Raw genomic sequence first — 24,503 nt, 5'->3', positions numbered from 1 at the left:
CGCGCCTTGAGAGGAACTTCCATGAAGATCACCCATGTCCGAAACGCCACCATGCTCATCGAGACCAACGGGATGCGGATTCTCGTCGACCCCATGCTGGGGGCGAAGGGGTCGATCTTGCCTGGCCCCACGACTGCCCCCAACAAGGAGCGCAACCCGCTCGTGGAACTCACGACTCCACTGGCGACCTTGCTGGACGTCGACGCCGTCATCGTCACCCACTCGCACCCGGACCATTGGGACGAGGCAGCCGCAGCGTTGCTTCCCCGGTCCCTTCCGGTGCTTGTGCAGAACAGCAGCGACCTTCACATGCTCAACGAGATCGGCTTTCTCCGGGCCACCGTCATGGACTCTCCCATCTCGCTTGGCGAGGTGACCATCACCCGCACGGACGGGCAGCACGGATCCGACTCGTTCATGGCTGACAACCCCGGGATGGGCCCGGTCAGCGGCTTCGTGCTGGAGGCTCCCGAAGAGCCGATCCTGTACGTCGCCGGCGACACCGTGTGGCACGAGGGCGTCGTAGCAGCACTCGAGGAACACAAGCCCGAGCTGGTGGTCCTCAACACCGGCGAAGCCACCTGGATCGATGGCGATGCCATCATCATGGGCGCCGACGACGTTCTGCGCGTGCACGAGATGGCACCGGCTGCGCAGATCATCGCTGTGCACATGGAGGCACTGAACCACTGCATCGTGACCCGTGATCAGGTTCGCGAGCTCGCGGCCGCCCACGGCATCACCGAGCTCGTTCACGTCCCCGCCGACGGAGAGACGATGAACTTCTGATGTTTCGCACCCTTCACCATCCGGGTGGCAGCAGCGTCCACCGAAAGAAACTTCAACGGCGCGTCGTCGGCGCACTTGCTTTCGGGCAGATCGTCGGCGGCATCGGTACGGGCGCAACCCTGAGCCTGGGGGCACTGCTCATCGTGCAGGTCTCTGGGTCAGAGGCTTGGTCGGGCATGGCCGCAACCACGGGAACTCTGGGGGCCGCCCTCTTTGCCATCCCTCTCGCTCGCCTTGCCAGCGCGAGAGGCCGCCGATTCTCGCTGTCGACCGGTGCGGCCGCGGCGATTCTCGGCGGCTTTCTGGTCATCGCCGCCGCGGCCGTGATGAGCTTCCCCCTGCTCCTGCTCGGACTGACACTCATGGGAGCCGCCGCAGCGCTGAACCTGCAGGCCAGATTCGCTGCGACGGATCTTTCCGAAGACCGCAATCGCGGACGAGATCTCTCGCTCGTCGTCTGGTCCACGACCTTCGGCGTCGTCCTCGGACCCAACCTCTTCGAACCCGGCGAGGCCCTCGGCGCGTGGTTGGGACTGCCACCCCTCACCGGCGGCTTCGTCATCAGCATCACCGGGCAGCTACTTGGCCTCATTGTGTACCTGATCAGTCTCCGGCCCGACCCGCTGCTGCTCTCCGTTGCTGCACTCCCGCCCGTCGCACCAGGTGAACCGAAACCGCGCACGCATCGCGCCCTGGCGACCCTGCGAACCAATTCGGCCGCCCGGCGCGCGACGATCACGATCGCGCTATCGCACGCCGTGATGGTCGCGCTCATGGGGATGACACCCGTGCACATGACTGGTCACGGGTCCACCCTGACGATCGTCGGCGTCACTCTCAGCCTGCACCTGGCAGGGATGTACGCCCTCGCCCCGGTATTCGGATGGTTGACCGACAGATGGGGCGGGAGAACGGTCGTCCTCATCGGCCAAGGGCTTCTAGCGACAGCCCTCGTGATCGGGTTCTTCACTGCCGATTCAATGATCGGCGTCATGTGGGCACTCGTCTTCCTCGGAGTGGGATGGTCCGCCTCGACTGTCGCCGGTTCAACGCTCCTGATTCAATCCGTCGACGCCCCGCAACGACCGTCGGTGCAGGGCATGTCCGACGCACTCATGAACGTTGCCGGCGCGATAGGCGGCGCTCTCGCCGGACCGATCCTGGCAGTGATCGCATTCCAAGGTCTCTCTGGTGCACTCCTTGTGCTCATTGCGATCGTGCTGGTCATTCAATTCAAGAGGCAGCAGCCGCTTTAGTCGACCAGCCCCTGGAACACCCCTCCACCTCGGAGGGGTGTTCTTCTATTCAGCCCCGAAGGCCCGCCCACCCCCGAAACGATCCTTAAGTACTGCAATGACAGATTGTGACCGGTCATGTGGTCTGGTACTTGGTGGCGTGTGCGGGCTCAGATGGTGCAGCAGTGGGTGGGTGCCTGCACGGCGTTCGGTGGGCGGTTCGCCGAACGGTTTTGCGCGGGTGGAGTCACGCCGGCGGATGGCCGGTTATGTGCGCGGGTTGCTCGGGGGGCTCAAGCGCAAGAACGGCTGGAGCTTGGCTGAGGCTGCCGGCGACGCCGGCCCAGAAGGCATGCAGCGGCTGCTGAACTCCTACTCCTGGGACACCGACGGGCTGCGCGATGATGTGCGGGCGGTGGTGCTCGAGGCGATCGGGGACCCCCAGGCGGGGGTGCTGATCGTGGAGGAGACGGATTTCTTGAAGAAGGGCACCCGCTCAGCCGGAGTGGCCCGGCAGTACTGAAGGCACGGCGGGGCGGATCGAGAACTGCCAGATCGCCGGTGTTCCTGGCCTATACCTCCGGGCAGGGGCGGGCACTGATCGACCGCCAGCTGTACCTGCCCAAGGCCTGGAGGCAGGACCGGGCACGGTGCGCGGCGGCCGAGATCCCGGAAGACCGGGACTTCGCGACGAAGCCGCAGCTGGCCCAGGCGATGATCCAGCGCGCCCTGCAGGCACAAGTGCCCTTCGCCTGGGTCACCGCCGATAAGGCCTACGGGCAGGTCGGGGCGGGCGCGGCGGTGGCTGGAGCGCCACGGGGTGGCCCACGTGCTGGCGGTGCCCACCTCCCAGGCGGTGATCTCGATGGGCCTGCGCCAGCGCCGTACCCACACCGTGATCGCCGAACTGGCCCCGGACGCTTGGCACCGGCTCAGCTGCGGGGACGGGGCCCACGGGCTGTGGATCTATGACTGGGCGGTCGCCGAGATCCGCCCGGTGCGGGATCCGCGCTACGGGCACTGGCTGCTGGCCCGGCGGGCGATCAGCGACCGCACCGAGATTGCCTACTACCTCTCTGCTTCGGCCCCGCTGATACGGGCCTCTCGGAGCTGGTGCGGGTGGCCGGGAGCCGGTGGGCCATCGAGGAATGCTTCCAGACCGCCAAGAACGAAACCGGGTTGGACCACTACCAGGTCCGGGACTACACGCCCCTGGTACCGGCACATCACCTTGTCCATGGCCGCCGCCGCATTCTTGCTCCTGATCCATCAGGATGAGAAAAAGGGGGCCCGCCCGCGGAGCCATCCCCCAGTTGATCCCGCTGACCATCCACGAGATCCGGCTCTTGTTCAACCGGATCGCCCAGCCCATCCGCCACCTGCCCGAGCACATCTGGCACTGGTCGTCGTGGCGCCGAACATGCCAGGCTCGCGCCCGGACCAGTCATTACAAACACAGAGGTCACAATCCGTCGTTGCAGTACTAGCGGTGGCGGTGAGCATGGCGAGTGGGTGGCCGTCACGTTCTGGACCCAGCACTTCTCATGGCCCCGAGGAGCTCCTGTTGCCAGGGTCTGTGTCTCGCATGCCTGGCGCTCCGTCGGGATCGACGTGGAAGGGTCGTATCGGGTCGAGGCGATTTGATGGGTTGCGCCGGTCTCCGCGCTGACACGGCACAAGGAGGCTGCGAGTCTGGTCCAGCACTCAACTTTCCCTCCAGTAGTCCCCGCAGATGCTGCCCCCAGGTCCGTCTATTCACCTACGGCATGTCCTGGGCTCTTCAAGCCGCTCTAGACATTTCGCTCCTACAAGCGGGGCCATTGAGGAAAAGTGTTGCCTAGATCACATATGCAATGACACACTGGAGACGTTGCATTCTTTGAAACGATTCACTTCCGTCCTGTGCCATCCTCCATGGCCAGGCCAAGTAGATATGGAATCCTGCATGAATCTGCGTGCTTCATGTCGCATCGTCTCCACGATGGCCCTGGCGGGGTCGCTGGCCGTCGTTCCGGTGTCGCCCTCTTTTGCCCTGCCAAAAGCGCCGCCTGCTCAGCTGGCGCCCGAGGCCGTCGGGCTGACGGCTGAGACGTTCGCCGCCCCGCCCACCTCGGTTCGCCCGAAAATGCGGTGGTGGATGCCGCTGGCGCCGATGAAGGACTCCACCGTTCGGGCAGAGGTCGCGGACATCGCGGCTGCTGGATTCAGCGGTGTGGAGATTCTGGGGACGCCCACCGAAGACCCGTCGCTGGTGGCGGAGTACGGGTTCGGCTCCCCGGCCTGGAACCACACCATGGACGTCGTGCTCGAGGAGGCGGAGAAACACGGGCTGACCGTGGATTTCACAGCCAGTGCGTCCTATCCGGCTGCCGTGCCGATGGATCCCAACGCGCCGGCCACCGCGAAGGAACTGGTCCACGGTCGCGCCTTCGTGGACGGGGGCACACAGTTCAACGCCGCGGTCCCGGAGCCGACGCTGGCCCCACGCAACGGGGTGACCGAGAGGGAGCTGGTGGCCGTCACCGCAGCGCGGCTGGCGGAGGGCTCGACCGCGGAGAGCAAGCCGGTGCGGTTGATGGAGTCCAGCGTGGTGGACCTGACCTCGAAGGTCCAGGACGGGCGGCTCAGCTGGTCGGCGCCGGCCGGAGGCCAGTGGGTCCTGATTGCCTGGTGGCAGCGCCCGGACGGCGATACCGTCGACAACGTCACCTCGCCCACGTCGTACACCGTCGACCACCTGAGCGAGGCCGGCGCCACTGCCCTGACCGAGTTCTGGGAGCAGACACTGATCACCCCCGAGGTGCAGGAGCGGCTCGCCGCGACCGGCGGCGATATCTTCGAGGACTCCCTGCATCTGGATCCGAACATACTGTGGACCCCGGCCTTCCTGGCGGAGTTCGAGAAGCGTCGTGGCTACGACCTCACGCCCTACCTGCCAGCGATCTCGATCACCGGCCTGAACCGCTTCTTCAATTTTCCCGTCAACATCGAGACACCGGCCGACTTCGATTTCGAGGGCGACACCGGCGAACGTATCCGCAACGACTACTACCAGACGTTGACCGACCTCTACGTGGAAAACCACCTGGATCCGCTGCGCGAGTGGTCGAACGCCCAGGGACTGCAGCTACGGGTCCAGCCCTCTTACGGCCAGTCGCTGGAGATCACTCAAGCGGCCCTGGCCGTCGACGTGCCCGAGACCGAGAGCTTCCAGCTGCAGAACATGATCGACGGATTCCGCACCCAGGCCGCTGCGGTCCACATGGGCGACAAGCCGATCTACTCCACGGAATGCTGCGCGTCGTTCGGGGCGGCTCACGCCTTCAAGTGGGAACAGACGCTGTCGCAGGTGCACAAGAACCTTGCCGGTGGTGTGAACCAAGTGGTCTTCCACGGGTACCCGCACCAGGACGGCCCCGGCTCCATCTGGCCGGGCTGGTACCACTTCGGCAACGCCGGCTTCTCGGAGAACTACGGGGCCCAACCCACCTGGGCACAGGTGAAGGAGCCTGCGGACTACCTCGGCCGCCAGCAACTGCTGCTGCGCCAGGGCGAGGCCAAGGTCGATGTAGCGGTCTACCGCAACAGCTACTGGGACTACGGACGGGCCGGCAACGGCAAGCTCAAGGGCAAGCCTCAGTACTACAACGACAAGGGCCTCGAGCAGTCCGGATTCACCTATGAGTTCCTCAGCCCCGAACTCCTCGACCTACCGACCGCCACGGTCCACAAGGGTCGCCTCGACGCCGAGGGTCCGGCCTACAAAGCGCTGGTGATTGACCAGCAGGCCGACATGCCCGTCGAGTCGGCCCGGAAGATCGTCGATCTCGCAACCCAGGGTCTTCCGGTGGTGGTAGTCGGCGAGGCACCGACCCGCACACCATTCTTCGACGACTCAGGCACCCAGGATGCCGCCGTACAGGCAGCCATGGAGGAGCTGATGGCGATGCCCGGCGTGGTGCACGTGGCCGAGGAGGCCGATGTCACCGGGGCTCTCGCTCAACTGAAGGTGCAGGCCTCGGCGGCATACGACCAGGACAGTGAGGTCCTCAACGTCCGCCGCACCGATGGCAAGACGCAGTACTACTGGTTCTACAACCCAAGCAAGACCGACGAAACCGTCGAGGTGCAGCTGGAGGGCCGGGGTCAGCCCTATGAGCTCGAGGCATGGAGCGGCGAGATCAAGCCCATCGGCCAGTACCAAGCCGGCAAGGACAGCGTCACCACAGAGCTGAAACTGGCACCGGGCGAGACCACCGCGATCGCCCTGACGACCAACAACAGTCAGTTCCACGCCAAGCCCGGTGGCCTGTCCGTCACCAGCGGCGACACCGACGTGGCCTACGACGGCAAGAAACTGGTCGCTCAGGTCACCACCGAGGGGCAGCACAGCTTCACCCTCCACAGCGGCAAGACGCGCTCGGTCACCGTGGATGATGTCCCGGATGCTCCGGACCTGGGGCCGTGGCAGCTCTCCGTCGAGAGCTGGAAGCCAGGAGCTACCCCGGACCAGACCGTCAAGGAGACTCAGGAACTGACCCTCTCGGCCCTCAAGCCGTGGTCGCAGATCCCCGAACTTCAGGACGTCTCGGGGATCGGCACCTACACCAACGACTTCGTCCTTCCTGAGGACTGGAGCGCAACCAATGGTGCTCGCCTGGATCTGGGCGAAGTTTTCGACACTGTGAAGGTGACGGTGAACGGCCAAGAGCTTCCCGGCGTTGACATGATCAACCCCGTCGTCGACATCTCGCCCTACCTGCGGCCCGGGACCAATGAGCTGCAGGTGGAGGTTGCGACCACCCTGAGGAATACCATGCGGACGGTCCCGGGGTCGGGCCAGCAGAACGCCGCGCGACAGCCCTACGGACTGGTGGGACCTGTCCGGATCACTCCTTTCACCAAAGCCGTCCTCGGCTAGTACGGCCGACCCGCTTCCAGGGGCAGTGGCATCCTTTGGAATGGGTGCAGAGGGCCTTCCCTCCTTATCGGCCTGTTGGCCGATGAGGAGGGAAGGCGCCGTTCTAGGCCGGCGCCGAGGGAGCATGCCGAGCGGGGGCGGTCGAGACCAGGGCATGAAGCAGATGCCGCCGTGGGCGCGGTCCCGGTTGCGCCTGATGGTTGACCTGCCGGGATCAGGACCGCCCCACAGGACCTGGGCTCCCCTCCCGTTCTGCGCCGGCTACGGCCGGGGCACCTGCCGCTTGGCGCTACACGGCCTGTCGTTCATCACGAACATCGTGTCCTGCGGTGGAGGCGCGGACGACCAGTTCTGGTTCGGTGATCAGCTGTCGCGGCTCGAACCCCGGGCCTGCGGAAGCCTCGGTCAGCAGCAGCTCCATGGCCGCGCGGCCGAGCCCGACGGCGTTCTGCCGCACCGAGCTCAGGGGCACGGCAGCGGATGCGGCGAAGTCGATGTCGTCGTATCCAATGAGGGCAATGTCCTCAGGGACCCGGACGGAGCCGCGGAACAGCAGCCCTTGCATCAGGCCCAGGGCCAGCAGGTCGTTCGCGGCGAAGATCGCCTCAGGACGTTCAACTGCGGGCAGCCGGAGAATGGCGTCGGCGGCCTCCCGGCCGGCGGCGGTGGTCATGGCACTGGTCTCGAGCACCTCCGGCCCGGGCAGGCCGGCTTCTTGCAGTGCCGTGCGGGCTCCGTCGAGGCGGTCGCGCACCTGGCGCAGGCTGATCGGCCCGCCCGCGAACGTGATCCTCCGCCGGCCCAGGGACACCAGATGGGACACGGCCAGGCGGCCGCCTTTGACGTCGTCGACGGACACCGAGGAGAAGTCCTCCCGGTAGGTCTGCCGGTCCACCAATACCGTGGGAATGCCCCGGCTGCGGAGCCGAGCCAGGCGCGCCGACACGTCGCCGACCGGGGAGATCAGCACCCCGCGCACGCGCTGCTCTTCGAACAGGTCCAGGTAGTCCGCCTCTCGCTTGGCGTCCTCCCCGCTGTGGCCGACCAGCACGTTGATGCCCTGCGAGGCGGCGTGATCCTCCGCGCCCCGGGCCAGTTCGGTGAAGAACGGGTTGGAGGCGTTGAGCACGATCAGTCCCACGCTGCGGCTCAGCCCGGCACGTAGCTGGCTGGCGGCCGCGTTGCGCACGAATCCCAGCTTCTCGATCGCGGTCTGCACACGCTCCCGGGTGGCCGGCGTCACACGGTCGGGGTGGTTCAGCACGTTGGACACGGTCCCGACGGAGACCCCGGCGAGCTGAGCGACGTCCTTGACGCTGACGTTCATCACCGCGTCCTACCTTCCCTGGCCAGTGGCAGGCCTCAACCGTACTGACGGCTTTGAAACGGATCAACGCAGAACGGCATCTCCTCGATCCGTGATTGACGCCACACTACACCGTCCCTATGATCTAGTTCACACGACGATTGAAACGATTTACTAGTTGCTCTTCTGGCCCCATCACAAAGGTGAACACATCATGGAAGTAACAGCCTCCTCTCAGGACCGCCCCGTGCTGGCCTTGCGCGGGGCCCTGAAGACCTTCGGTCCTGTCGTCGCTCTCGCGGACGGCACGATCGAGCTGTGGGCCGGGGAGATCAACGCCCTGTGCGGGGAGAACGGGGCGGGAAAGTCCACCCTGGTGAAGATCCTGGCCGGTGTGCACGCCCCGGACGCCGGGGAGTTCACGGTGGGTGGTGAGCCGGTCTCCTTCCGCGGCGTCGCCGACAGCAAGGCGGCCGGCATCTCGGTGATCTACCAGGAGCCCACGCTGTTCCCGGACCTGTCGGTGGCCGAGAACATCTACATCGGCCGTCAGCCCCGGAACCGGCTCGGCCTCGTGGACCACGCGCGGATGCGCCGGGACGCGGCCGGTCTGTTCGACCGCCTGGGGGTCGACCTGGACCCGGCCCGCACGGCCGAGGGGCTGTCCATCGCTGATCAGCAGCTCATCGAGATCGCCAAGGCGATCTCCCTGGACGCGCGCGTACTGGTGATGGACGAGCCCACCGCCGCCCTGTCGGGCCGCGAGGTGGACCGTCTGTTCACGGTCGCCCGCGCCCTGCGCGACGCCGGGGCGGCGATCCTGTTCATCTCCCACCGCTTCGACGAGGTCTTCGGCCTGTCTGACCGGATCACCGTGATGCGCGACGGCCGGTACATCGCCACCCACCGCACCGCGGAGACCACCGTGGAGGAGATCGTGCGGGACATGGTGGGGCGCGACATCGATGCGCTGTTCCCCAAGCTGGTGGCGCAGATCGGCGAGCCGGTGCTTACCGTGAAGGGCCTGACCCGTCGGGGGGTGTTCGCGGGCATCGACCTCGAGGTCCGTGCCGGGGAAATCGTGGCCCTGGCCGGGCTGGTGGGCTCGGGCCGGACCGAGGTGGCCCGGGCCGTGTTCGGCATCGACGCCTACGACGGCGGCAGCGTCGAAGTCGTGGGTCGGCCGCTGAAGGCCGGGGACCCGAAGGCCGCCATCGCCGCTGGCATCGGTTTCGTGCCGGAGGACCGCCGGAAACAGGGGCTGGTCATGGACCTGTCCGTTGGGCGCAACGCGACCCTGACCTTGCGCGAGAAGTTCACCCGCCTGGGCCTGATCAACTCCCGAGCCGAGTCCGAGGCCGCCCGGGAGTGGACCCGGAAGCTGCAGGTGAAGACCGCCTCCCTCCACCAACCGGTTTCGACCCTCTCGGGCGGCAACCAGCAGAAGGTGGTGCTGGCCAAATGGCTGGCCACCCACCCGAGGCTGCTGATCATTGACGAGCCCACGCGCGGCATCGACGTGGGCACCAAGAGCGAGGTCCACCGCCTGATCTCCGAGCTCGCCACGGAAGGCCTGGCCATCCTGATGATCTCCTCCGAGCTGCCCGAGGTGCTGGGGATGGCCGACCGCGTGCTCGTCATGCACGAGGGCCGCATCGCGGCCTCCCTCGACCGTTCCGAGGCCACTCCCGAAACCGTCATGCACGCCGCCACCGGAGCCATGGAGGACCACCGATGAGCTCGCTTCTGGACCAGCGACCGGCCACCGAGCCCGCACCACGGGCCGCCCACGGCGAGGGTCACCGGTTCTCCCGGTTGCTCAAGCAACGAGAACTGCCGGTCATCATTGCGCTGGTGGCCTTGGTGGCATACACCAGCCTCAACAACCCGGCCTTCCTCTCCCCGCAGGGCACCAAGGACCTGCTGCTCAACGCTACGATCATCGTGATCCTCGCCGCGGGCCAGGCCATGGTCATCATCACCCGCAATGTCGACCTCTCCGTCGGCTCTGTGCTCGGCCTGGTCGCCTTCGGCACCGGGACTATCTTCTCGATCGCTCCCGGGGTACCCATTCCTCTGGTCTTCCTCGGCGGGATGGTCTTCGGCGCCCTGCTCGGTGCCGTCAACGGCACCCTGGTCACTTTCGCCAAGGTTCCGGCCCTGGTGATCACCCTGGGCACGCTTTACATCTTCCGCGGCCTCAACAACGCCTGGGCCGGCGGCACCCAGTACTTCGCCGGCGACCGTCCCACCGCCTTCGGCGCGCTGTCCGTGGACACCGTCCTGGGCATCCCCGTCATCACGGTCCTGGCCCTGGTGGTGGTTGTCGCCGTCGCGGTCTTCATGGGCGGCACCCGTCCGGGGCGCGACCTCTACGCCATCGGATCGGACCCCGACGCCGCCCGGCTCTTCGGCATCCCCGTGGCCAAGCGAACCCTCACCGTTTTCGTCGCCAACGGCGCCCTGGCCGGGCTCGCCGGTGTCCTCTACACGAGCCGCTTCAACGCCGTCGGCGCGACCACCGGAACCGGCCTGGAATTGGACGTGGTCGCCGCGGCCGTGGTGGGCGGTGTGGCCATCTTCGGCGGCAGCGGCACCATCCTCGGAGCGGCCATCGGGGCGGTGCTGCTCAACACCATCACCTCCTCCCTGACCGCACTGCAGGTCGACAAGTTCTGGCAGCAGGCCATCGTCGGCGTCCTCATCCTCGCCGCCATCCTTATCGACCGCCTGGCCGGCCTGCGCCGGGCTAAGCACCTTCGCGAAAAGGAGGGACGCCATGTCTGAGACCGTCTCCGTCACCGCCGTCGACACCTCGAAGCCGCTGCCCGACGACTCCGTCACCGGACCCCGCTGGTGGACCGGCCGCGACGCCGTCATGATCTATTTGCTCGCGGCGTTCGTCGTCTTCGCCGCGATCGCGATCCCGCGCTTCGCCACCCCCGTCACCGTCGGCTTCCTCCTGCTCGATGTCGTGGCCGTCCTGCTGATCGCCATGCCGATGACGCTGATCATCATCACCGGAGAGATCGATCTCTCCGTGGCCTCCATCGCTGGGATGACCAGTGCTGTCCTGGGCGTGCTGTGGGCCGGGGGCATGGGCATCTGGGCGGCGATCGCCGTCGCGATCCTCTGCGGGCTGGCCGCCGGTGCGCTCAACGGGGTGCTCATCGCTTACCTGGGCCTGCCCTCCCTGGCCGTGACCATCGGCACCCTGGCTCTGTTCCGGGGCCTGGCCTTGGTCATCATCGGCGACAACGCGGTGGCCAACTTCCCCGTCGAGGTGACCGCCCTGGCCTCTGCCCGGCTGGGGGCCACCGGCATCCCGCTCATCATGATCCCGGTGGCCCTGCTCGTGGTGCTCACCGGACTGGTGCTCCACAAGACCGCCTTCGGCCGCGGGCTCTATGCCATGGGCTACAGCAAGGACGCCGCCCGGTTCGTCGGCATCAACGTCAACCGCTCCAAGTTCCTGCTCTACCTCACCAGCGGTCTGGTCTCGGCCGCCGCCGGCGTCTTCTGGACCTTCCGCTACACCTCCGCCCGCTCCGACAACGCCTCCGGACTGGAGCTGACGGTCATCGCCGCCGTCCTGCTCGGCGGGGTCTCGATCTTCGGCGGCAAGGGCACCGTGCCCGGCGTCGTGGCCGGGGTCCTGCTGATCGGTGCGCTCAACTACGCCCTGCGCCTGGACCGGGTCTCGGACGTCGTCCTCGTCACGGTCACCGGCCTGCTGCTCATCGCCTCGGTCGTCGCCCCCAGCATCGGCGCGGCCATCGGGAAGTGGCGGCACACCCGCAAGCTCCGGAAACAGCTGACCCTCCCGCCCTCCGCCTGACCACCGTCCTCACCCACTCATCCCCGCCGGGACCGTCCCGGCAAGGAAGGAAACACCGATGTTCTCCACCCGATCCCGCGCTAAGCGCTTCACCGGTCTGACGGCCCTCGCGATGGCCAGCACCCTGACCCTGTCTGCCTGCGGCGGCGGCGGCTCGGCCGATGCGCAGGGTGAGGGCGGCGGCGAGGCCGTCACCGACGCCGCCATCACCTTCATCCCCAAGCAGCTGAACAACCCTTACACCGACGTCGTGCTCGGGGGCGGGCAAGAAGCCGCCGAAGCCGCCGGCTTCGCCTCCAACAACGTCGTCGGCCCGCTGGAGGCCTCGGCCTCCAGCCAGGTCACCTTCATCAACGCCGAGACCCAGGCCGGCACCAACGCCATCGCCATCGCCGCCAACGACCCCGACGCCGTCTGCGGGGCCCTGGGGGAGGCACGTTCGGCCGGGGCAAAGATCGTCGCCTTCGACTCCGACACCAACCCCGACTGCCGCGACCTGTTCGTCAACCAGGTCAATGCCAAGGACGTCGCCCTGATCCAGCTGGAGATGATCTCCGAGCAGATCGGCGGCGAGGGCAAGATCGCGATCCTCTCCGCCACCGCCAACGCCACTAACCAGAACGAGTGGATCAAGTACATGGAGGAGGAGCTGGCCTCCAACCCCGAGTACGAGAACATCGAGCTCGTCGCCAAGGTCTACGGTGACGACGACGACAACAAGTCCTTTCAGGAGGCCCAGGGCCTGCTGCAGGCCCACCCGGACCTGAAGGGCATCATCTCCCCCACCACCGTGGGCATCGCCGCGACCGCCCGTTACCTGTCCACCTCCGAGCACAAGGGCAAGGTCGCCCTCACCGGCCTGGGCCTGCCCAATGAGATGCGCTCCTTCGTCAAGGACGGCACCGTCACTGAGTTCGCCCTGTGGGACCCAGCCCAGCTCGGCGAGGTCACCGCCCACGCCGCCAAGGCCCTAGTGGACGGCACCATCACCGGCGCCCCTGGCGACACCTTTACCGCAGGCGAGCTGGGGGAGCGCACCGTCGAGGAAGGCGGCATCGTCGTCGTCGGCCCGCCGACCGAGTTCAACGCCGACAACATCGACGACTACGACTTCTGAGTCGTCGGCGACCTCCCGGTGCGAGGGCAACACGCCCTCGCACCGGGAGGTCTTCCCTTGGTTTTTCCGCCGGACCGTGACATTGCGATGACTGCCCCTCAACATCAGATCCCTCACCACAGACCTCGTCGTCCAATTGCTGGCCCTAGAAGCATCGAAGGCCCGCTGCGGGCAGCCTCGACGCAAGCGGTCTCCACCGAAATCTTCGACGAAAAGGCCGTCCTGTCTCTTGCCGACCAGTAGCCCGTTCTGCACACGGGGCGGGCTGCCCAGGCGTGTACGAAGCCGATGGTCCTTAAGTCGCCGCGATTTGCCCCGGATGACTTCGTCGAGCAGTGCCGGGCCTGGACAGAGCTGTTGCAGGGCAAGGACTTCACCGACGGCCGAAAAATGAGCAGTAGCGACGCAAACGGAGCCATTCAGGGGCTGATCCCCGCGAGGATCAACCCCTGAACGGGTGGTCTGCGGTTCCGTGGCCCCAGCGTGAAGCCAGCCTCGGTGCGGACTGGGTGGTCAGCTCCTGCGCTGCGGCGCTTAGCACGTCGCCCTCGGACGTCAACCCCTGGTGGTGGCGCGCTAGACATAGACAACGCAGCGTGGACCGTGCTGCACCAGCTGGATCGATCAGCTCATGGGAAGGACGCAACCGAACCGCGCGGCGGATCAACACGGCGCCATGGAGCGTACTGCACTCTTCCTGCAGGTCCTGAAGGACCGGTCAGCAGTTGGGCATGGATGTGGTTCATGCACCGGGTCCGAGCCGTAATAGTTGCGTCCTGCATGGTGGTGTACGGGTAGCCCGGTGAGTGCGTCGTCATAGACGAGGGCGGTCACCGCGTGATCCTTCGAGTGAACCTTCCACAGCACTCTCGAAGAGGACCATCACGATGACCGCTCCTTCCAGTATCGACCCTGCTCAGTTCCTGCACGAGCATCTCGCTCAGGCCTCTCCGGACCTGCTTCGGCAGATGCTGACCACGTTCGTCAACACGCTGCTCTCGGCCGAGGCCGATACGGTGTGCGGGGCCGCCTACGGGGCGTGCTCGCCAGAGAGGGTGAATCAGCGCAACGGCTACCGACACCGCGACTTCGACACCCGCGTCGGCACCCTCGACGTGGCGATCCCCAAGCTGCGGACCGGCACCTACTTCCCGGAATGGCTCTTGGAGCGGCGTCGCCGAGCCGAGTCCGCCCTGACTTCCGTGGTGGCCACCTGCTACCTGCTCGGGGTCTCGACCCGCCGGATGGACAAGCTCGTGCAGTCGTTGGGCATCACCGGGCTGTCGCGGTCGCAGGTCTCGACCATGGCCGGCGACCTCGACGAGCACGTGGAGTCCTTCCGCACCCGTCCACTGGATGCCGGCCCCTACATGTTCGTGGCCGCCGACGCCCTGACGATGAAGGTCCGCGAGGGCGGGCGGGTGGTGAAGGTCGCCGTCATGGTCGCCACCGGCGTCAATGCCGAGGGCTACCGCGAGATCCTCGGCGTGCAGACCGCCACGGCCGAGTCCGGCGCCGGGTGGCTGGGCTTCTTCCGGGATCTGGTGGCCCGCGGACTGGCCGGAGTGCGACTGGTGACTTCTGATGCCCACGCCGGGCTGGTGGAGGCCATCGGTGCGACCCTGCCCGGAGCGTCCTGGCAACGGTGCCGTACCCACTACGCGGCAAACCTCATGGCGACCACCCCGAAGAGCAGTTGGCCGGCGGTGAAGGCGATGCTGCACTCGGTCTACGACCAGCCCGACGCTGCCTCGGTGCAGGCGCAGTTAGACAAGCTCCTTGAGATGGTCGAGCCCCAGCTGCCGGCCGTGCACGCCCACCTGGACGAGGCCAGGGCCGACATCCTGGCCTTCACCACTTTCCCGAAGGGACTGTGGCGCCAGATCTGGTCGAACAACCCCAATGAGCGGCTCAACCGCGAGATCCGTCGGCGCACCGACGTGGTCGGCATCTTCCCGGACCGGACCTCGCTGATTCGCCTGGTCGGGGCCGTGCTGGCCGAGCAGCACGACGAGTGGGCCGAAGGCCGGCGCTACCTCGGTTTGGACGTGCTCGCCAAGTCCCGCCTGAGCCTCGTCAGCACCACCGCCGAACAGGAGGACACCACCGCCCCCGGCGCCCTCAGCGCCTGACCCCACCAGGATCACGCCGATCCTATACACCACTCAAAAGGACTTGACCGCCGTAATCGCCTCAGCGGTGAAAGGTGTCCACCCTGCAGATGGACTCCACGATCCCGTCGCGGTTCTTTGAGATTCCCCGGGCGCACCCGGAGACCACCGCCACCGCGGCGGAGCAGGTGTCGAGGGGGTCAGACTTGCCCCGGACCTGCCGGCGGCTCCTGCGGTCAGGACGGTCGACCTCCACGACCCATGCGCCGGGGCCACGACGAACGGGCCAACCCGGCGCCGTAGGCGCCGGTCCCTTCGATACCGACCGCCTGGATGGCTCGGTAGGAGTGCTCCCTTGGCGCAGGGCGCGGTAGTCGGCGTTGATGGCCGAGAAATCCTGACCGCTCACGTGAGCCCCGAGCGGATCGACGGTGGTTGCGTGGGCGGGTGGCGGAGTGTGTCCACGCCGACGAAGATGGCAACGGTGTCCGTTGATGCACTTCCTCGTCCGAGGCCTCGCACCAGCAGCACGCGGACGGCGAGCACGGCGGACAGGACAGTGGTGGGGCCCGAAGGGGCACCAGGCTCTGATGAGATCGCCCCGTCCTGACGGCCACGCGCCGATGCAATGACGCCACCCGCCCCGGCCGACAGATCCAAGATAGGGCCGTCTTCCGCCGGTCGACATATGAGTCAGACCCGAGCGAGGGAGACCACCATCCTCACGGTCAGCATAGAGGTCATCACGCAGCCTGCGCGGACGCCTGTGGGCAGGGTGGGACGAGTACTCTTACCTGTTTCCACTCGTCCTGGTCAGCGGCCGGTAGCTGGCCTGAGGTAGGGCGTGCACAGCATCGGGTGCCGGGACGTTCTAGGCCTCCGGCCTAGGAGCGACGCGAGGTTTTAGGGGTCGTGCGGTGGAGTCGCGCACGACCAGCTCGGGCTGGAAGCTGACGTGGCGGTGGTGGTGGTCGGGGTCGGTGATCTCGTCCTCGAGCAGTTCCACCGCGGTGCGCCCGATCAGTCGGGCGGGCTGGCGGATGGAGGACAGCGGCACGATCGCGGAGGTGGCGAAGTCGATGTCGTCGTAGCCGATCAGGGCGACGTCTTCGGGCACCCGCACCCGGTGGCTGACCACGAAGGCCTGCAGCAGGCCCACGGCCAGCAGGTCGTTGGCGGCGAACACCGCCTCGGGGCGCCGGGCCGCGGGCAGGGCGAGGACCTGCTCCCCGACGCGGCGGCCCTCCAGCACGGTCAGAGCCGTGGTCTCCACCACCTCCAGGGAGGCCCCAGCCACGGCGGCCACAGCCTTCTGGGCGCCGGCGTGGCGGTCGACGACCTGGTGCAGGGTGGCCGGCCCGCCCACGAAAGCGATCCGCCGTGCCCCCCCGGCCAGCAGGTGCTCCACGGCCACCCGCCCGCCCTCGACGTCGTCGACGGCCAGGGAGCAGTAGAGGCTCGGCGGGGCATGCTCGTCGACGAGCACCACAGGGGTGCCGCGGGAGCGCAGAGCGTCGACCCGCCCCCGCTGTGGGGACTGCGGGGTGATCAGCACACCCCTGACCCGCTGCTCCTCGAACAGGTCCAGGTACAGGGTCTCCCGGGCCGACGAGAGCCCGGCGTTGCCGGTGATCACGGCCTGGCCCAGTTTCTCGGCGGCGGTCTCCGCGCCCAGGGCGATCTCGTTGTAGAAGGGATTGGCGGAGTCCTGCACCACCAGCCCGACGGTGCGGGAGTGGCCGGCCTTGAGCTGACGGGCGACGTCGTTGCGCACGTAGCCCAGCTCCTCGATCACCTGCAGCACCCGCAGGCGGCGGTCCTTGGAGACCACCTCGGGGCGGTTGAGGACGTTGGAGACCGTCCCGATGGACACGTTCGCCTCCCGGGCCACGTCCTTGATGCTCACCGCCGACCCAGCCATGCCTTCTCCGCCTTCTCTTTTGGGTGTCTCGCTCTACACGCTGCGAGCCGGCCACGACACCAGCTCCAGGGTGTCGTGGCCCTTCCGCAATCCCATCCTAATGAGGGGTCTCTGCGTGACGCCGGGCCTCTCCCATCAGGACAGTGTGGTCAACACCCGCGGATCGTAGCGGACGGGCGCGAAGGTGGTGGCCACGATGTCTCGCAGGGCCTCGAGACTGCCCGAGACGATGCCGGCGGCTCGCATCTGCACCAGGACGTTGCCGACCGCGGTGGCCTCCACCGGCCCGGCGTAGACCGTGCGGCCGGTGCGGTCGGCCGTGAGCTGGCACAGCAAGGTGTTCTGCGACCCGCCCCCGACGATGTGCACGGTGCGGATCGGCCGCCCGGACAGCTCCTGCGCCTGCTCGATGGTCGTGGCGTAGGCCGCCGCCAGCGACTCCAGGATCGAGCGCACCACCTCGGCGCGGGTGCGCGGGGGCTCCACGTCGTGCTCCCGGCACCAGGCGTCGATGCGGGCGGGCATGTCCCCGGGGGCGGTGAAGCGGGCGTCGGTGGCGTCGAAGACCGGCACGGGACGGGTCACCGCGGCGGCCTCGGCGATCAGGGCGGCGAGGTCGCTGGTGCGCTGGGCGTCGGTGGCCCCGGGTCCGTCCCAGGTGCGGATCGACTCGGTGAGCAGCCACAGCCCCGACACGTTTTTGAGGAACCGCACCCGCCCGTCCACCCCGCCCTCGTTGGTGAAGTTCGCCGCCTGGCTGGCCTCGGTGAGCACCGGGGACTCCAGCTCCACCCCGACCAGCGACCACGTCCCGGAGGAGATGAACGCCGCGTCGTCGCCGGTCGCCGGGACGGCGACCACGGCCGAGGCGGTGTCGTGGGAGCCGACCGCGGTGACCTGCAGGCCGGGCCGGGCCCCCAGCTCCCTCGCGAGGCCCGGGAGCAATGCACCGATCGTGGTGCCGGGGGCAATGACCGGGGCCAGAAGGTCCGCAGGAATCCCCAGCTGGTCCATCAGCCCGGTGTCCCACTGCCCGGACCGGGCGTCGAGCAGCCCGGTGGTGGAAGCGTTGGTGGCCTCGGCCACCTGCTGCCCCGTCAGCCAGTACCCGATCAGGTCGGGGATCAGCAGCGCCCGGTCGGCGAGCTGAAGCGTCCCGGCGGCCCGGTCGGCGGCCAGCTGAAAGAGGGTGTTGAAGGGCAGGTGCTGCAGCCCGTTGCGCTGGTACAGCTCCTTCGGGCCCACCCGGGCGTGCACGGCCGCCACGCCGGCGGCCGTGCGCTCGTCGCGGTAGTGGTAGGGCACCCCCAGCATCCGCCCGGCCCGCAGCAGGGCGTAGTCCACCGCCCAGGAGTCGATCCCGATTGAGGCCACGCCGGGCTCGTCCCGCAGTGCCTGGGCCAGCCCGGCGGTCAGGGACCGGTGGAGCTCGGTGATGTTCCAGTGCAGCCCCTCCCGGTCGCCCTCGTGCAGGCGCACGGGCTGGTTGGGGAAGCGGGCGAGGTGGCGCAGGCGGACGCGCCCGTCCACGAATCCGCCCAGGATCACCCGGCCACTGGTGGCGCCGAGGTCCACCGCCGCCACTGTTCTTGTCATGGTCGTCTCCTTGTCGTCGTTGCTGTGCCGGGGCTCAGCGCAGGAACGCGGCGGCCACGCCGGCGTCGACCGGGATGTGCAGCCCGGTGGTGTGCGAGAGGTCCCCGGCGGTGAGGGCGAAGACCGCGTTGGCGACGTTCTCAGGCAGCACCTCGCGCTTGAGCAGGGTGCGCTGGGCGTAGAACTTGCCCAGCTCTTCCTCCGGCACCCCGTAGACGGCCGCGCGCTTGGCGCCCCAGCCCCCGGCGAAGATCCCGGAGCCGCGCACCACCCCGTCGGGGTTGATGCCGTTGACGCGGATCTGGTGCTCACCGAGCTCGGCGGCCAGCAGCCGCACCTGGTGGGCCTGGTCGGCCTTGGTGGCGGAGTAGGCGATGTTGTTGGGCCCGGCGAAGACGGAGTTCTTGGAGGAGATGTAGACGATGTCCCCGCCCATGTCCTGGGCGATCATGGCCTTCGCGGAGGCCTTCGAGACGAGGAAGGAGCCCTTGGCCATGACGTCGTGCTGCAGGTCCCAGTCGGCCTCGGTGGTCTCCAGCAAGGGCTTCGACAGGGACAGCCCGGCGTTGTTGACCACCAGGTCCACCCCGCCGAAGGCGAGCACGGCCTCATTCATGGCCGCCTGCACGGCGGCCTCGTCGGCGACGTTGGCAGCCACCCCGATCGCCACGTCCGGACCGCCGATCTCGGCGGCCGCGGCTCGTGCCTTCTCGAGGTCGAGGTCGGCGATCACCACACACGCCCCTGCGGCGGCCAGGCGGGTGGCGATGGCCTTGCCGATGCCCGAGGCCGCCCCGGTGACCAGGGCGATGCGGGTGGCCAAGGGCTTGGGCTTGGGCATGCGGGCGAGCTTGGCCTCCTCCAGGGCCCAGTACTCGATGCGGAACTTCTCCGCCTCCTCGATCGGGGCGTACGTGGAGATGCCCTCGGCCCCGCGCATGACATTGATGGCGTTGAGGTAGAACTCCCCGGCGACCCGGGCGGTCTGCTTGTCCTTGCCGAAGGAGAACATCCCCACCCCCGGCACCAGCACGATCGCCGGGTCCGCCCCACGGATGGCCGGGGAGCCGTCGGTGGCGTGGCGGTCGTAGTAGGCCCGGTAGTCGGCGCGGTAGGCCGCGTGCAGCTCCTTCAGCCGCGCGACACAGTCCTCGACGGGGGCGTCGGCGGGCAGGTCGAGCACCAGGGGCTTGACCTTGGTGCGCAGGAAGTGGTCAGGGCAGGAGGTGCCCAGGGCCGCCAGGCGCGGATGCTCGGCGGCGGCGAGGAATTCCAGCACGCGGGAGTCGTCGGTGTAGTGGCCCACCTGGGGGCGGTCGGCGGAGGCCAGCCCGCGGATCACCGGGGCCAGGGCCGCGGCCTTCGCCCGCCGCTCGGCCTGGGGCAGGGCCTCGTAGCCGTCGAGGACAGAGCCGAAGGGCTCGGGCTTCGAGTGCTGGTCGATGTAGGCCTCGGCGGTGTCGATGATCCACCGGGAGTTGGCCTCGGCCTCCTCCGAGGTTTCCCCCCACGCGGTGATGCCGTGCCCGCCCAGGATGCACCCGATCGCCTGCGGGTTTGCGTCCTTGATGGCGGCGATGTCCAGGCCCAGCTGGAAGCCGGGGCGGCGCCAGGGCACCCACACGACCTTCCCGCCGAAGATCTCGGCCGTGAGGGCCTCGCCGTCGGCGGCGGTGGCGACGGCGATGCCGGAGTCCGGGTGCAGGTGGTCGACGTGGGCGGCGTCGACCAGCCCGTGCATGGCGGTGTCGATGGACGGGGCCGCCCCGCCCTTGCCGTGCAGGCAGTAGTCGAAGGCCGCGACCATCTCGTCCTCGCGCTCCACCCCGGGGTAGACGCCCACGAGGGCCCGCAGACGGTCCAGGCGCAGGGCGGCCAGGCCCTGCTCGGTGAGGGTCCCGAGATCGCCGCCGGAGCCTTTGACCCACAGCAGCTCGACCTCCTCCCCGGTGACGGGGTCGGTGGCGGTGCCCTTGGCGGAGGTGTTGCCGCCGGCGTAGTTGGTGTTCTTCGGGTCTGCGCCCAGCCGGTTGGAGCGGGCGATCAGGTCGGCGACAACGGAATGGGTGGTGGTGTGCATGATCAGGGATCTCTCTCGGGGTCGGTGGGGAGAAGAGCAGTCAGGAAAACAGGGTCAGGAGGCCCAGGAGGCCTGGGTGCCGCCGACACGCTCGGCGTTGATGCGCTGCTGGTAGCCCGACGCCGCGTAGGCGGCCATCGGGTCGGCGGGCAGGCCGCGGGTCTCGCGCCAGGCGGCCAGGGCGGGACGCACGTCGGTGTAGAAGGCGTCCATGAGCACCTGGTGGGCGCCGAGCACGTCCCCTGCCTCCTGCGCGGCGGTGAGCGCCACGCGGTCCACCAGCAGCGCCCGGGCGGTCATCTCCTGGACGTTGAGCACCGAGCGGATCTGTCCGGGGATCTTCTCCTCCACGTTGTGGCACTGGTCGAGCATGAACGCCACCCCGGAGGCGGGGTCGAGCCCGCCGCCGCGGACGACCTCGACCATGATCCGGAACAGCTGGAACGGGTCCGCGGCCCCGACGATGAGGTCGTCGTCGGCGTAGTTGCGGGAGTTGAAGTCGAAGGAGCCCAGCTTCCCCAGGCGCAGCAGCTGCATGACGATGAACTCGATGTTGGTGCCCGGGGCGTGGTGGCCGGTGTCCAGGCACACCAGGGCCTTCTCCCCCAGGGCCGCGACCTGAGCGTAGGAGGTGCCCCAGTCCGGGACGTCGGTGTGGTAGAACGCCGGCTCGAAGAACTTGTACTCCAGCACCAGCCGCTGGTGGGCGCCCAGGTGGGCGTAGATCTCGGCCAGGGACTCGGCCAGGCGGTCCTGGCGCCCGCGCAGGTCCTGCTGGCCGGCGTAGTTGGTGCCGTCGGCCAGCCAGATCTTCAGGTCCCTCGAGCCGGTGGCGTCCATGATCTGCAGGCACTCGAGGTGGTGGTCGACCGCCTTGCGGCGCACGGCGGGGTCCGTGTGGGTGAGGGAGCCGAACTTGTAGTCATCGTCCTGGAACGTGTTGGAGTTGATCGTGCCCAGACCCACGCCCTGCTCGGCCGCGTAACGGGCCAGCTGGGCATAGTCCTCGACCTTGTCCCAGGGGATGTGCAGCGCCACGGTCGGGGCCAGGCCGGTGAACCGGTGCACCGTGGCGGCGTCGGCGATCTTCTCCTCGACGGTGCGCGGGGTGCCGGGGGTGCCGAAGACCTTGAAGCGGGTCCCGGAGTTGCCGAACGCCCACGAAGGGAGCTCGATGGCCTGGGCGGCGAGCTGGGGGGCGATGTCGTCGAATGTCGTCATGACCTTCACTTCTCGGTGGGAGACGGGGCGAGGAACCAGAACGGCACCTCAGAAACAGCTTGAATCGTTTCACCAGATTAGCTGGTGAGCTGCATCACGTCAACGCTCCTCGACAGAAAGCTTTATCCCTTTATTCCGGCGAAGCTGGTCGGAAGGCAGTCTCGCAAGGTAGCAGAGGAGAGTCTGGGGACTCCTATCAGAGTTAGTCAGTGCAACAGATCACACACGCTTCTTGAAACGTCTCAATTTTTCGGTACGATGGACGCAACAGTGAGATGCACCTCACAAGCCTCCATCACACCGAGGCCCGTGCGGCTCCCGCAGCCGGCTCTCCTGCTTCCGACCCGTTCCCGGCCCTCCCGAGGCCGTCCCATGACGAAGGAGTGCTGCATGGGCACCCACGCCACCCCTGCCGCTCTGCAGGAGCTGATTCGGCTTCCCCAAGAGGTCACGCGCACCCGCCGGTGCTTCCTGCTCCACGTCCGGCCGGAACGGCTGGCGGAGTACGTCGAGGTGCACCAGCGGGTCTGGCCCGAGATGCTCGCCGCACTGCGGGAGACCGGGTGGCGCAACTACTCCCTGTTCCTGCGCCCCGAGGACGGGCTCGTCGTGGGCTACTTCGAGGCCGACGACGCCGCCGCCACCGAGCAGGCGATGGACGCCCATCCGGTCAACGCCCGGTGGCAGGCCGAAATGGCCCCGTACTTCGTCGAGGGCAGCTCCGCGGAACCGCTGACCCAGTACTTCCGCCTGACCTGATCCACCCCGGGCGCCGCTCGCACCCGCTCCCTCGCACCGTCTCCGCACCGCAGAAAGGCTCGCCATGAGCACCACGAAGCTCGGCGGCTGGAAAGCCACCATCGCCGTGTCCATGTCCAACTACATCGAAGCCGGCTCCATCATCGCCCTGGCCACCAGCCTGACCCTGTGGCAGGAGTACTTCGGCTTCACCAACCTCGTCGTCGGCCTCATCGCCGCACTCAGCGCCAACGCCTTCGGCTCGGCGATCGGCGCGATGATCGGCGGGCCCCTCGGGGACCGCTACGGCCGGAAGTTCATCTACACCTACGACCTGATCCTCTACATGATCGGCACGGCGTTCGTGATCTTCGCCGTCGCCCCCTGGATGCTGGTCCTCGGCGTGATCCTCACCGGCATCGCCGTCGGCGCCGGCGTGCCCGTGGCCTGGACCTACATCGCCGAGGAAGCCCCCTCCGAGCAGCGCGCCAAGCACGTGGGCACCGCCCAGTTCGCCTGGTCCCTGGCCCCGGCCCTGGTGTTCCTGTTCGCCACCTTCGTGGTGCCCCTGGGCCTGCTGGGCAGCCGCATCGTCTTCGCCCACCTGTTCGTCATCGCCTTCATCACCTGGTGGGTCCGCCGGGGCCTGTCCGAGTCGCACACCTGGAAGAAGGCCGACCAGGAACGCCGCGCGTCCGAGGCGGCCGGGATCAAGCGCCGCAACTACCGCGAGCTGCTCACCAACACGACCAACCTCAAGGCCCTGCTCTTCCTCACCGGCGTCTACGCCCTGTGGAACCTCGTGGCGGGGCAGATGGGCATCTTCATGCCCCGGGTCTACGAGACCTCCGGGGTGGAGTCCGCCACCCAGCAGAACCTCCTGCAGGTGCTGCTGTGGTCTCTCACGGTCCTGGCCACCTACTTCGGGTTCATGAAGTACGGCGACCGCGTCGACCGGCGCCTGCTCTACGGCATCGGCGCGGTGCTGGGCATCGCCGCCTGGCTCCTGCTCGTCTTCGCCCACGTCACCATGCCGGTGCTCATCCTCTTCGCCGCCCTGTGGGGCATCTCCGCCGGCATCGGCGCCCAGGCCTTCTACGCCCTGTGGGCCGCCGAGATGTTCGCCACCCGCTACCGGGCCAGCGCCCAGGGCGTGCTCTTCTTCACCGCCCGCATCGTGGTCGGCCTGCTCAGCTACTGGTTCCCCACCCTGCTCGCCGAACGCGGCGTGCCCTTCGTGGGCCTGATCATGATCGCCGCTCTCGTGGCGGCCCTGATCATCGGCGTCATCTGGGCCCCGGACACCCGCGGGAAGTCCCTGGAGCAGATCGAGGCGGAGCGCTACGGCGAGTTCCCCGCCCGGGTCGAAGAAGAAGCACGCTAACCAACCCGCCCACATCAGCACGGCATGATTTCCTGGCTCACCGGCGCCGAGCCGGTGAGCCAGGACATCATTCACCATAAGCACGCCACTCACCCTTGCAGTCTTGGTGGCCATCCACCCTGGATAGACCACCGGCCACAGCAACAACGTTGTGCCACCCGAAATGCCACAGCCGAGCCTTCAGCCCGCGCAGTGGCAGTAGCTTCGCCTTCCCCAAGCACCTTCCCGATCACACCCTGGTCAAAT

At 67.9% G+C, this 24,503-nt stretch carries 15 protein-coding genes and 1 pseudogene; 11 read left to right on the top strand and 5 right to left on the bottom strand.

Features of this window, described 5'->3' with window-relative positions; genetic code table 11:
- Positions 1–21 precede the first annotated feature (21 nt).
- The 4 genes and pseudogenes from ACYSMR_RS18205 to ACYSMR_RS18190 all read left to right on the top strand — a co-directional run bounded on the left by ACYSMR_RS18205 (position 22) and on the right by ACYSMR_RS18190 (position 6,945).
- Complete coding sequence (locus tag ACYSMR_RS18205; protein ID WP_461748193.1) at positions 22–789, top strand: MBL fold metallo-hydrolase; 768 nt, start codon at positions 22–24, stop codon at positions 787–789.
- Positions 789–2,045, top strand: a complete 1,257-nt coding sequence (locus tag ACYSMR_RS18200; RefSeq protein ID WP_461748192.1) for an MFS transporter — start codon at positions 789–791, stop codon at positions 2,043–2,045. The genes ACYSMR_RS18205 and ACYSMR_RS18200 overlap by 1 nt, the downstream gene beginning before the upstream one ends.
- A 153-nt stretch (positions 2,046–2,198) precedes the next feature.
- A pseudogene (locus ACYSMR_RS18195) lies at positions 2,199–3,312 on the top strand (IS701 family transposase); the annotation flags it as partial.
- A 657-nt stretch (positions 3,313–3,969) separates the two neighbouring features.
- Complete coding sequence (locus ACYSMR_RS18190; RefSeq protein WP_461748191.1) at positions 3,970–6,945, top strand: glycosyl hydrolase; 2,976 nt, start codon at positions 3,970–3,972, stop codon at positions 6,943–6,945.
- A gap of 289 nt (positions 6,946–7,234) precedes the next feature.
- Here ACYSMR_RS18190 and ACYSMR_RS18185 read toward each other — a convergent pair whose 3' ends face one another.
- Entirely contained in the window at positions 7,235–8,272 is a 1,038-nt protein-coding gene (locus ACYSMR_RS18185) for a LacI family DNA-binding transcriptional regulator (protein WP_461748190.1), read from the bottom strand.
- A 193-nt stretch (positions 8,273–8,465) separates the two neighbouring features.
- On the opposite strand from ACYSMR_RS18185, the gene ACYSMR_RS18180 reads away from it, so the two are divergent.
- From ACYSMR_RS18180 to ACYSMR_RS18160, 5 genes are all read left to right on the top strand, one after another.
- Complete coding sequence (locus ACYSMR_RS18180) at positions 8,466–9,989, top strand: sugar ABC transporter ATP-binding protein (protein ID WP_461748189.1); 1,524 nt, start codon at positions 8,466–8,468, stop codon at positions 9,987–9,989.
- Positions 9,986–11,038: an ABC transporter permease gene (locus tag ACYSMR_RS18175; RefSeq protein WP_461748188.1), complete on the top strand. Its 1,053-nt coding sequence runs from the start codon at positions 9,986–9,988 to the stop codon at positions 11,036–11,038. Before ACYSMR_RS18180 ends, ACYSMR_RS18175 begins: the two co-directional genes overlap by 4 nt.
- Positions 11,031–12,089, top strand: coding sequence for an ABC transporter permease (locus tag ACYSMR_RS18170; protein ID WP_461748187.1), 1,059 nt, complete (start codon positions 11,031–11,033; stop codon positions 12,087–12,089). Before ACYSMR_RS18175 ends, ACYSMR_RS18170 begins: the two co-directional genes overlap by 8 nt.
- A gap of 58 nt (positions 12,090–12,147) precedes the next feature.
- Positions 12,148–13,206 carry a rhamnose ABC transporter substrate-binding protein gene (rhaS, locus tag ACYSMR_RS18165; RefSeq protein ID WP_461748186.1) on the top strand — a complete coding sequence of 353 codons (1,059 nt, stop codon included), beginning with the start codon at positions 12,148–12,150 and terminating at the stop codon, positions 13,204–13,206.
- A gap of 887 nt (positions 13,207–14,093) precedes the next feature.
- Positions 14,094–15,338, top strand: a complete 1,245-nt coding sequence (locus ACYSMR_RS18160; RefSeq protein WP_461748185.1) for an IS256 family transposase — start codon at positions 14,094–14,096, stop codon at positions 15,336–15,338.
- 850 nt (positions 15,339–16,188) lie between these two features.
- Here ACYSMR_RS18160 and ACYSMR_RS18155 read toward each other — a convergent pair.
- From ACYSMR_RS18155 to rhaI, 4 genes are all read right to left on the bottom strand, one after another.
- Positions 16,189–17,238 carry a LacI family DNA-binding transcriptional regulator gene (locus ACYSMR_RS18155; protein WP_461748184.1) on the bottom strand — a complete coding sequence of 350 codons (1,050 nt, stop codon included), beginning with the start codon at positions 17,236–17,238 and terminating at the stop codon, positions 16,189–16,191.
- Positions 17,239–17,373: 135 nt separating this feature from the next.
- Positions 17,374–18,834, bottom strand: coding sequence for a rhamnulokinase (locus ACYSMR_RS18150; protein ID WP_461748183.1), 1,461 nt, complete (start codon positions 18,832–18,834; stop codon positions 17,374–17,376).
- Positions 18,835–18,868: 34 nt separating this feature from the next.
- The gene (locus ACYSMR_RS18145; protein WP_461748182.1) at positions 18,869–20,914 is read right to left on the bottom strand and encodes a bifunctional aldolase/short-chain dehydrogenase; all 2,046 of its coding nucleotides are present in this window, start codon (positions 20,912–20,914) and stop codon (positions 18,869–18,871) included.
- Between the two features lie 54 nt (positions 20,915–20,968).
- Positions 20,969–22,135 (bottom strand): L-rhamnose isomerase, encoded by a 1,167-nt coding sequence (rhaI, locus tag ACYSMR_RS18140; protein WP_461748181.1) that lies wholly within the window; start codon positions 22,133–22,135, stop codon positions 20,969–20,971.
- Positions 22,136–22,525: 390 nt separating this feature from the next.
- Between rhaI and ACYSMR_RS18135 the strand changes: the two genes are divergently transcribed.
- Together ACYSMR_RS18135 and ACYSMR_RS18130 are read left to right on the top strand one after the other, a co-directional pair.
- Positions 22,526–22,894: an L-rhamnose mutarotase gene (locus tag ACYSMR_RS18135; RefSeq protein WP_461748180.1), complete on the top strand. Its 369-nt coding sequence runs from the start codon at positions 22,526–22,528 to the stop codon at positions 22,892–22,894.
- A gap of 64 nt (positions 22,895–22,958) precedes the next feature.
- A complete protein-coding gene (locus tag ACYSMR_RS18130; protein WP_461748179.1) occupies positions 22,959–24,257 on the top strand; it encodes an MFS transporter in 1,299 nt (432 codons plus the stop codon).
- Positions 24,258–24,503: the final 246 nt, after the last annotated feature.

The organism is Kocuria sp. U4B (assembly GCF_054875615.1).
The sequence above is the reverse complement of the archived record's forward strand: the minus strand, read 5'-3'. Positions and strand labels throughout refer to the sequence as shown.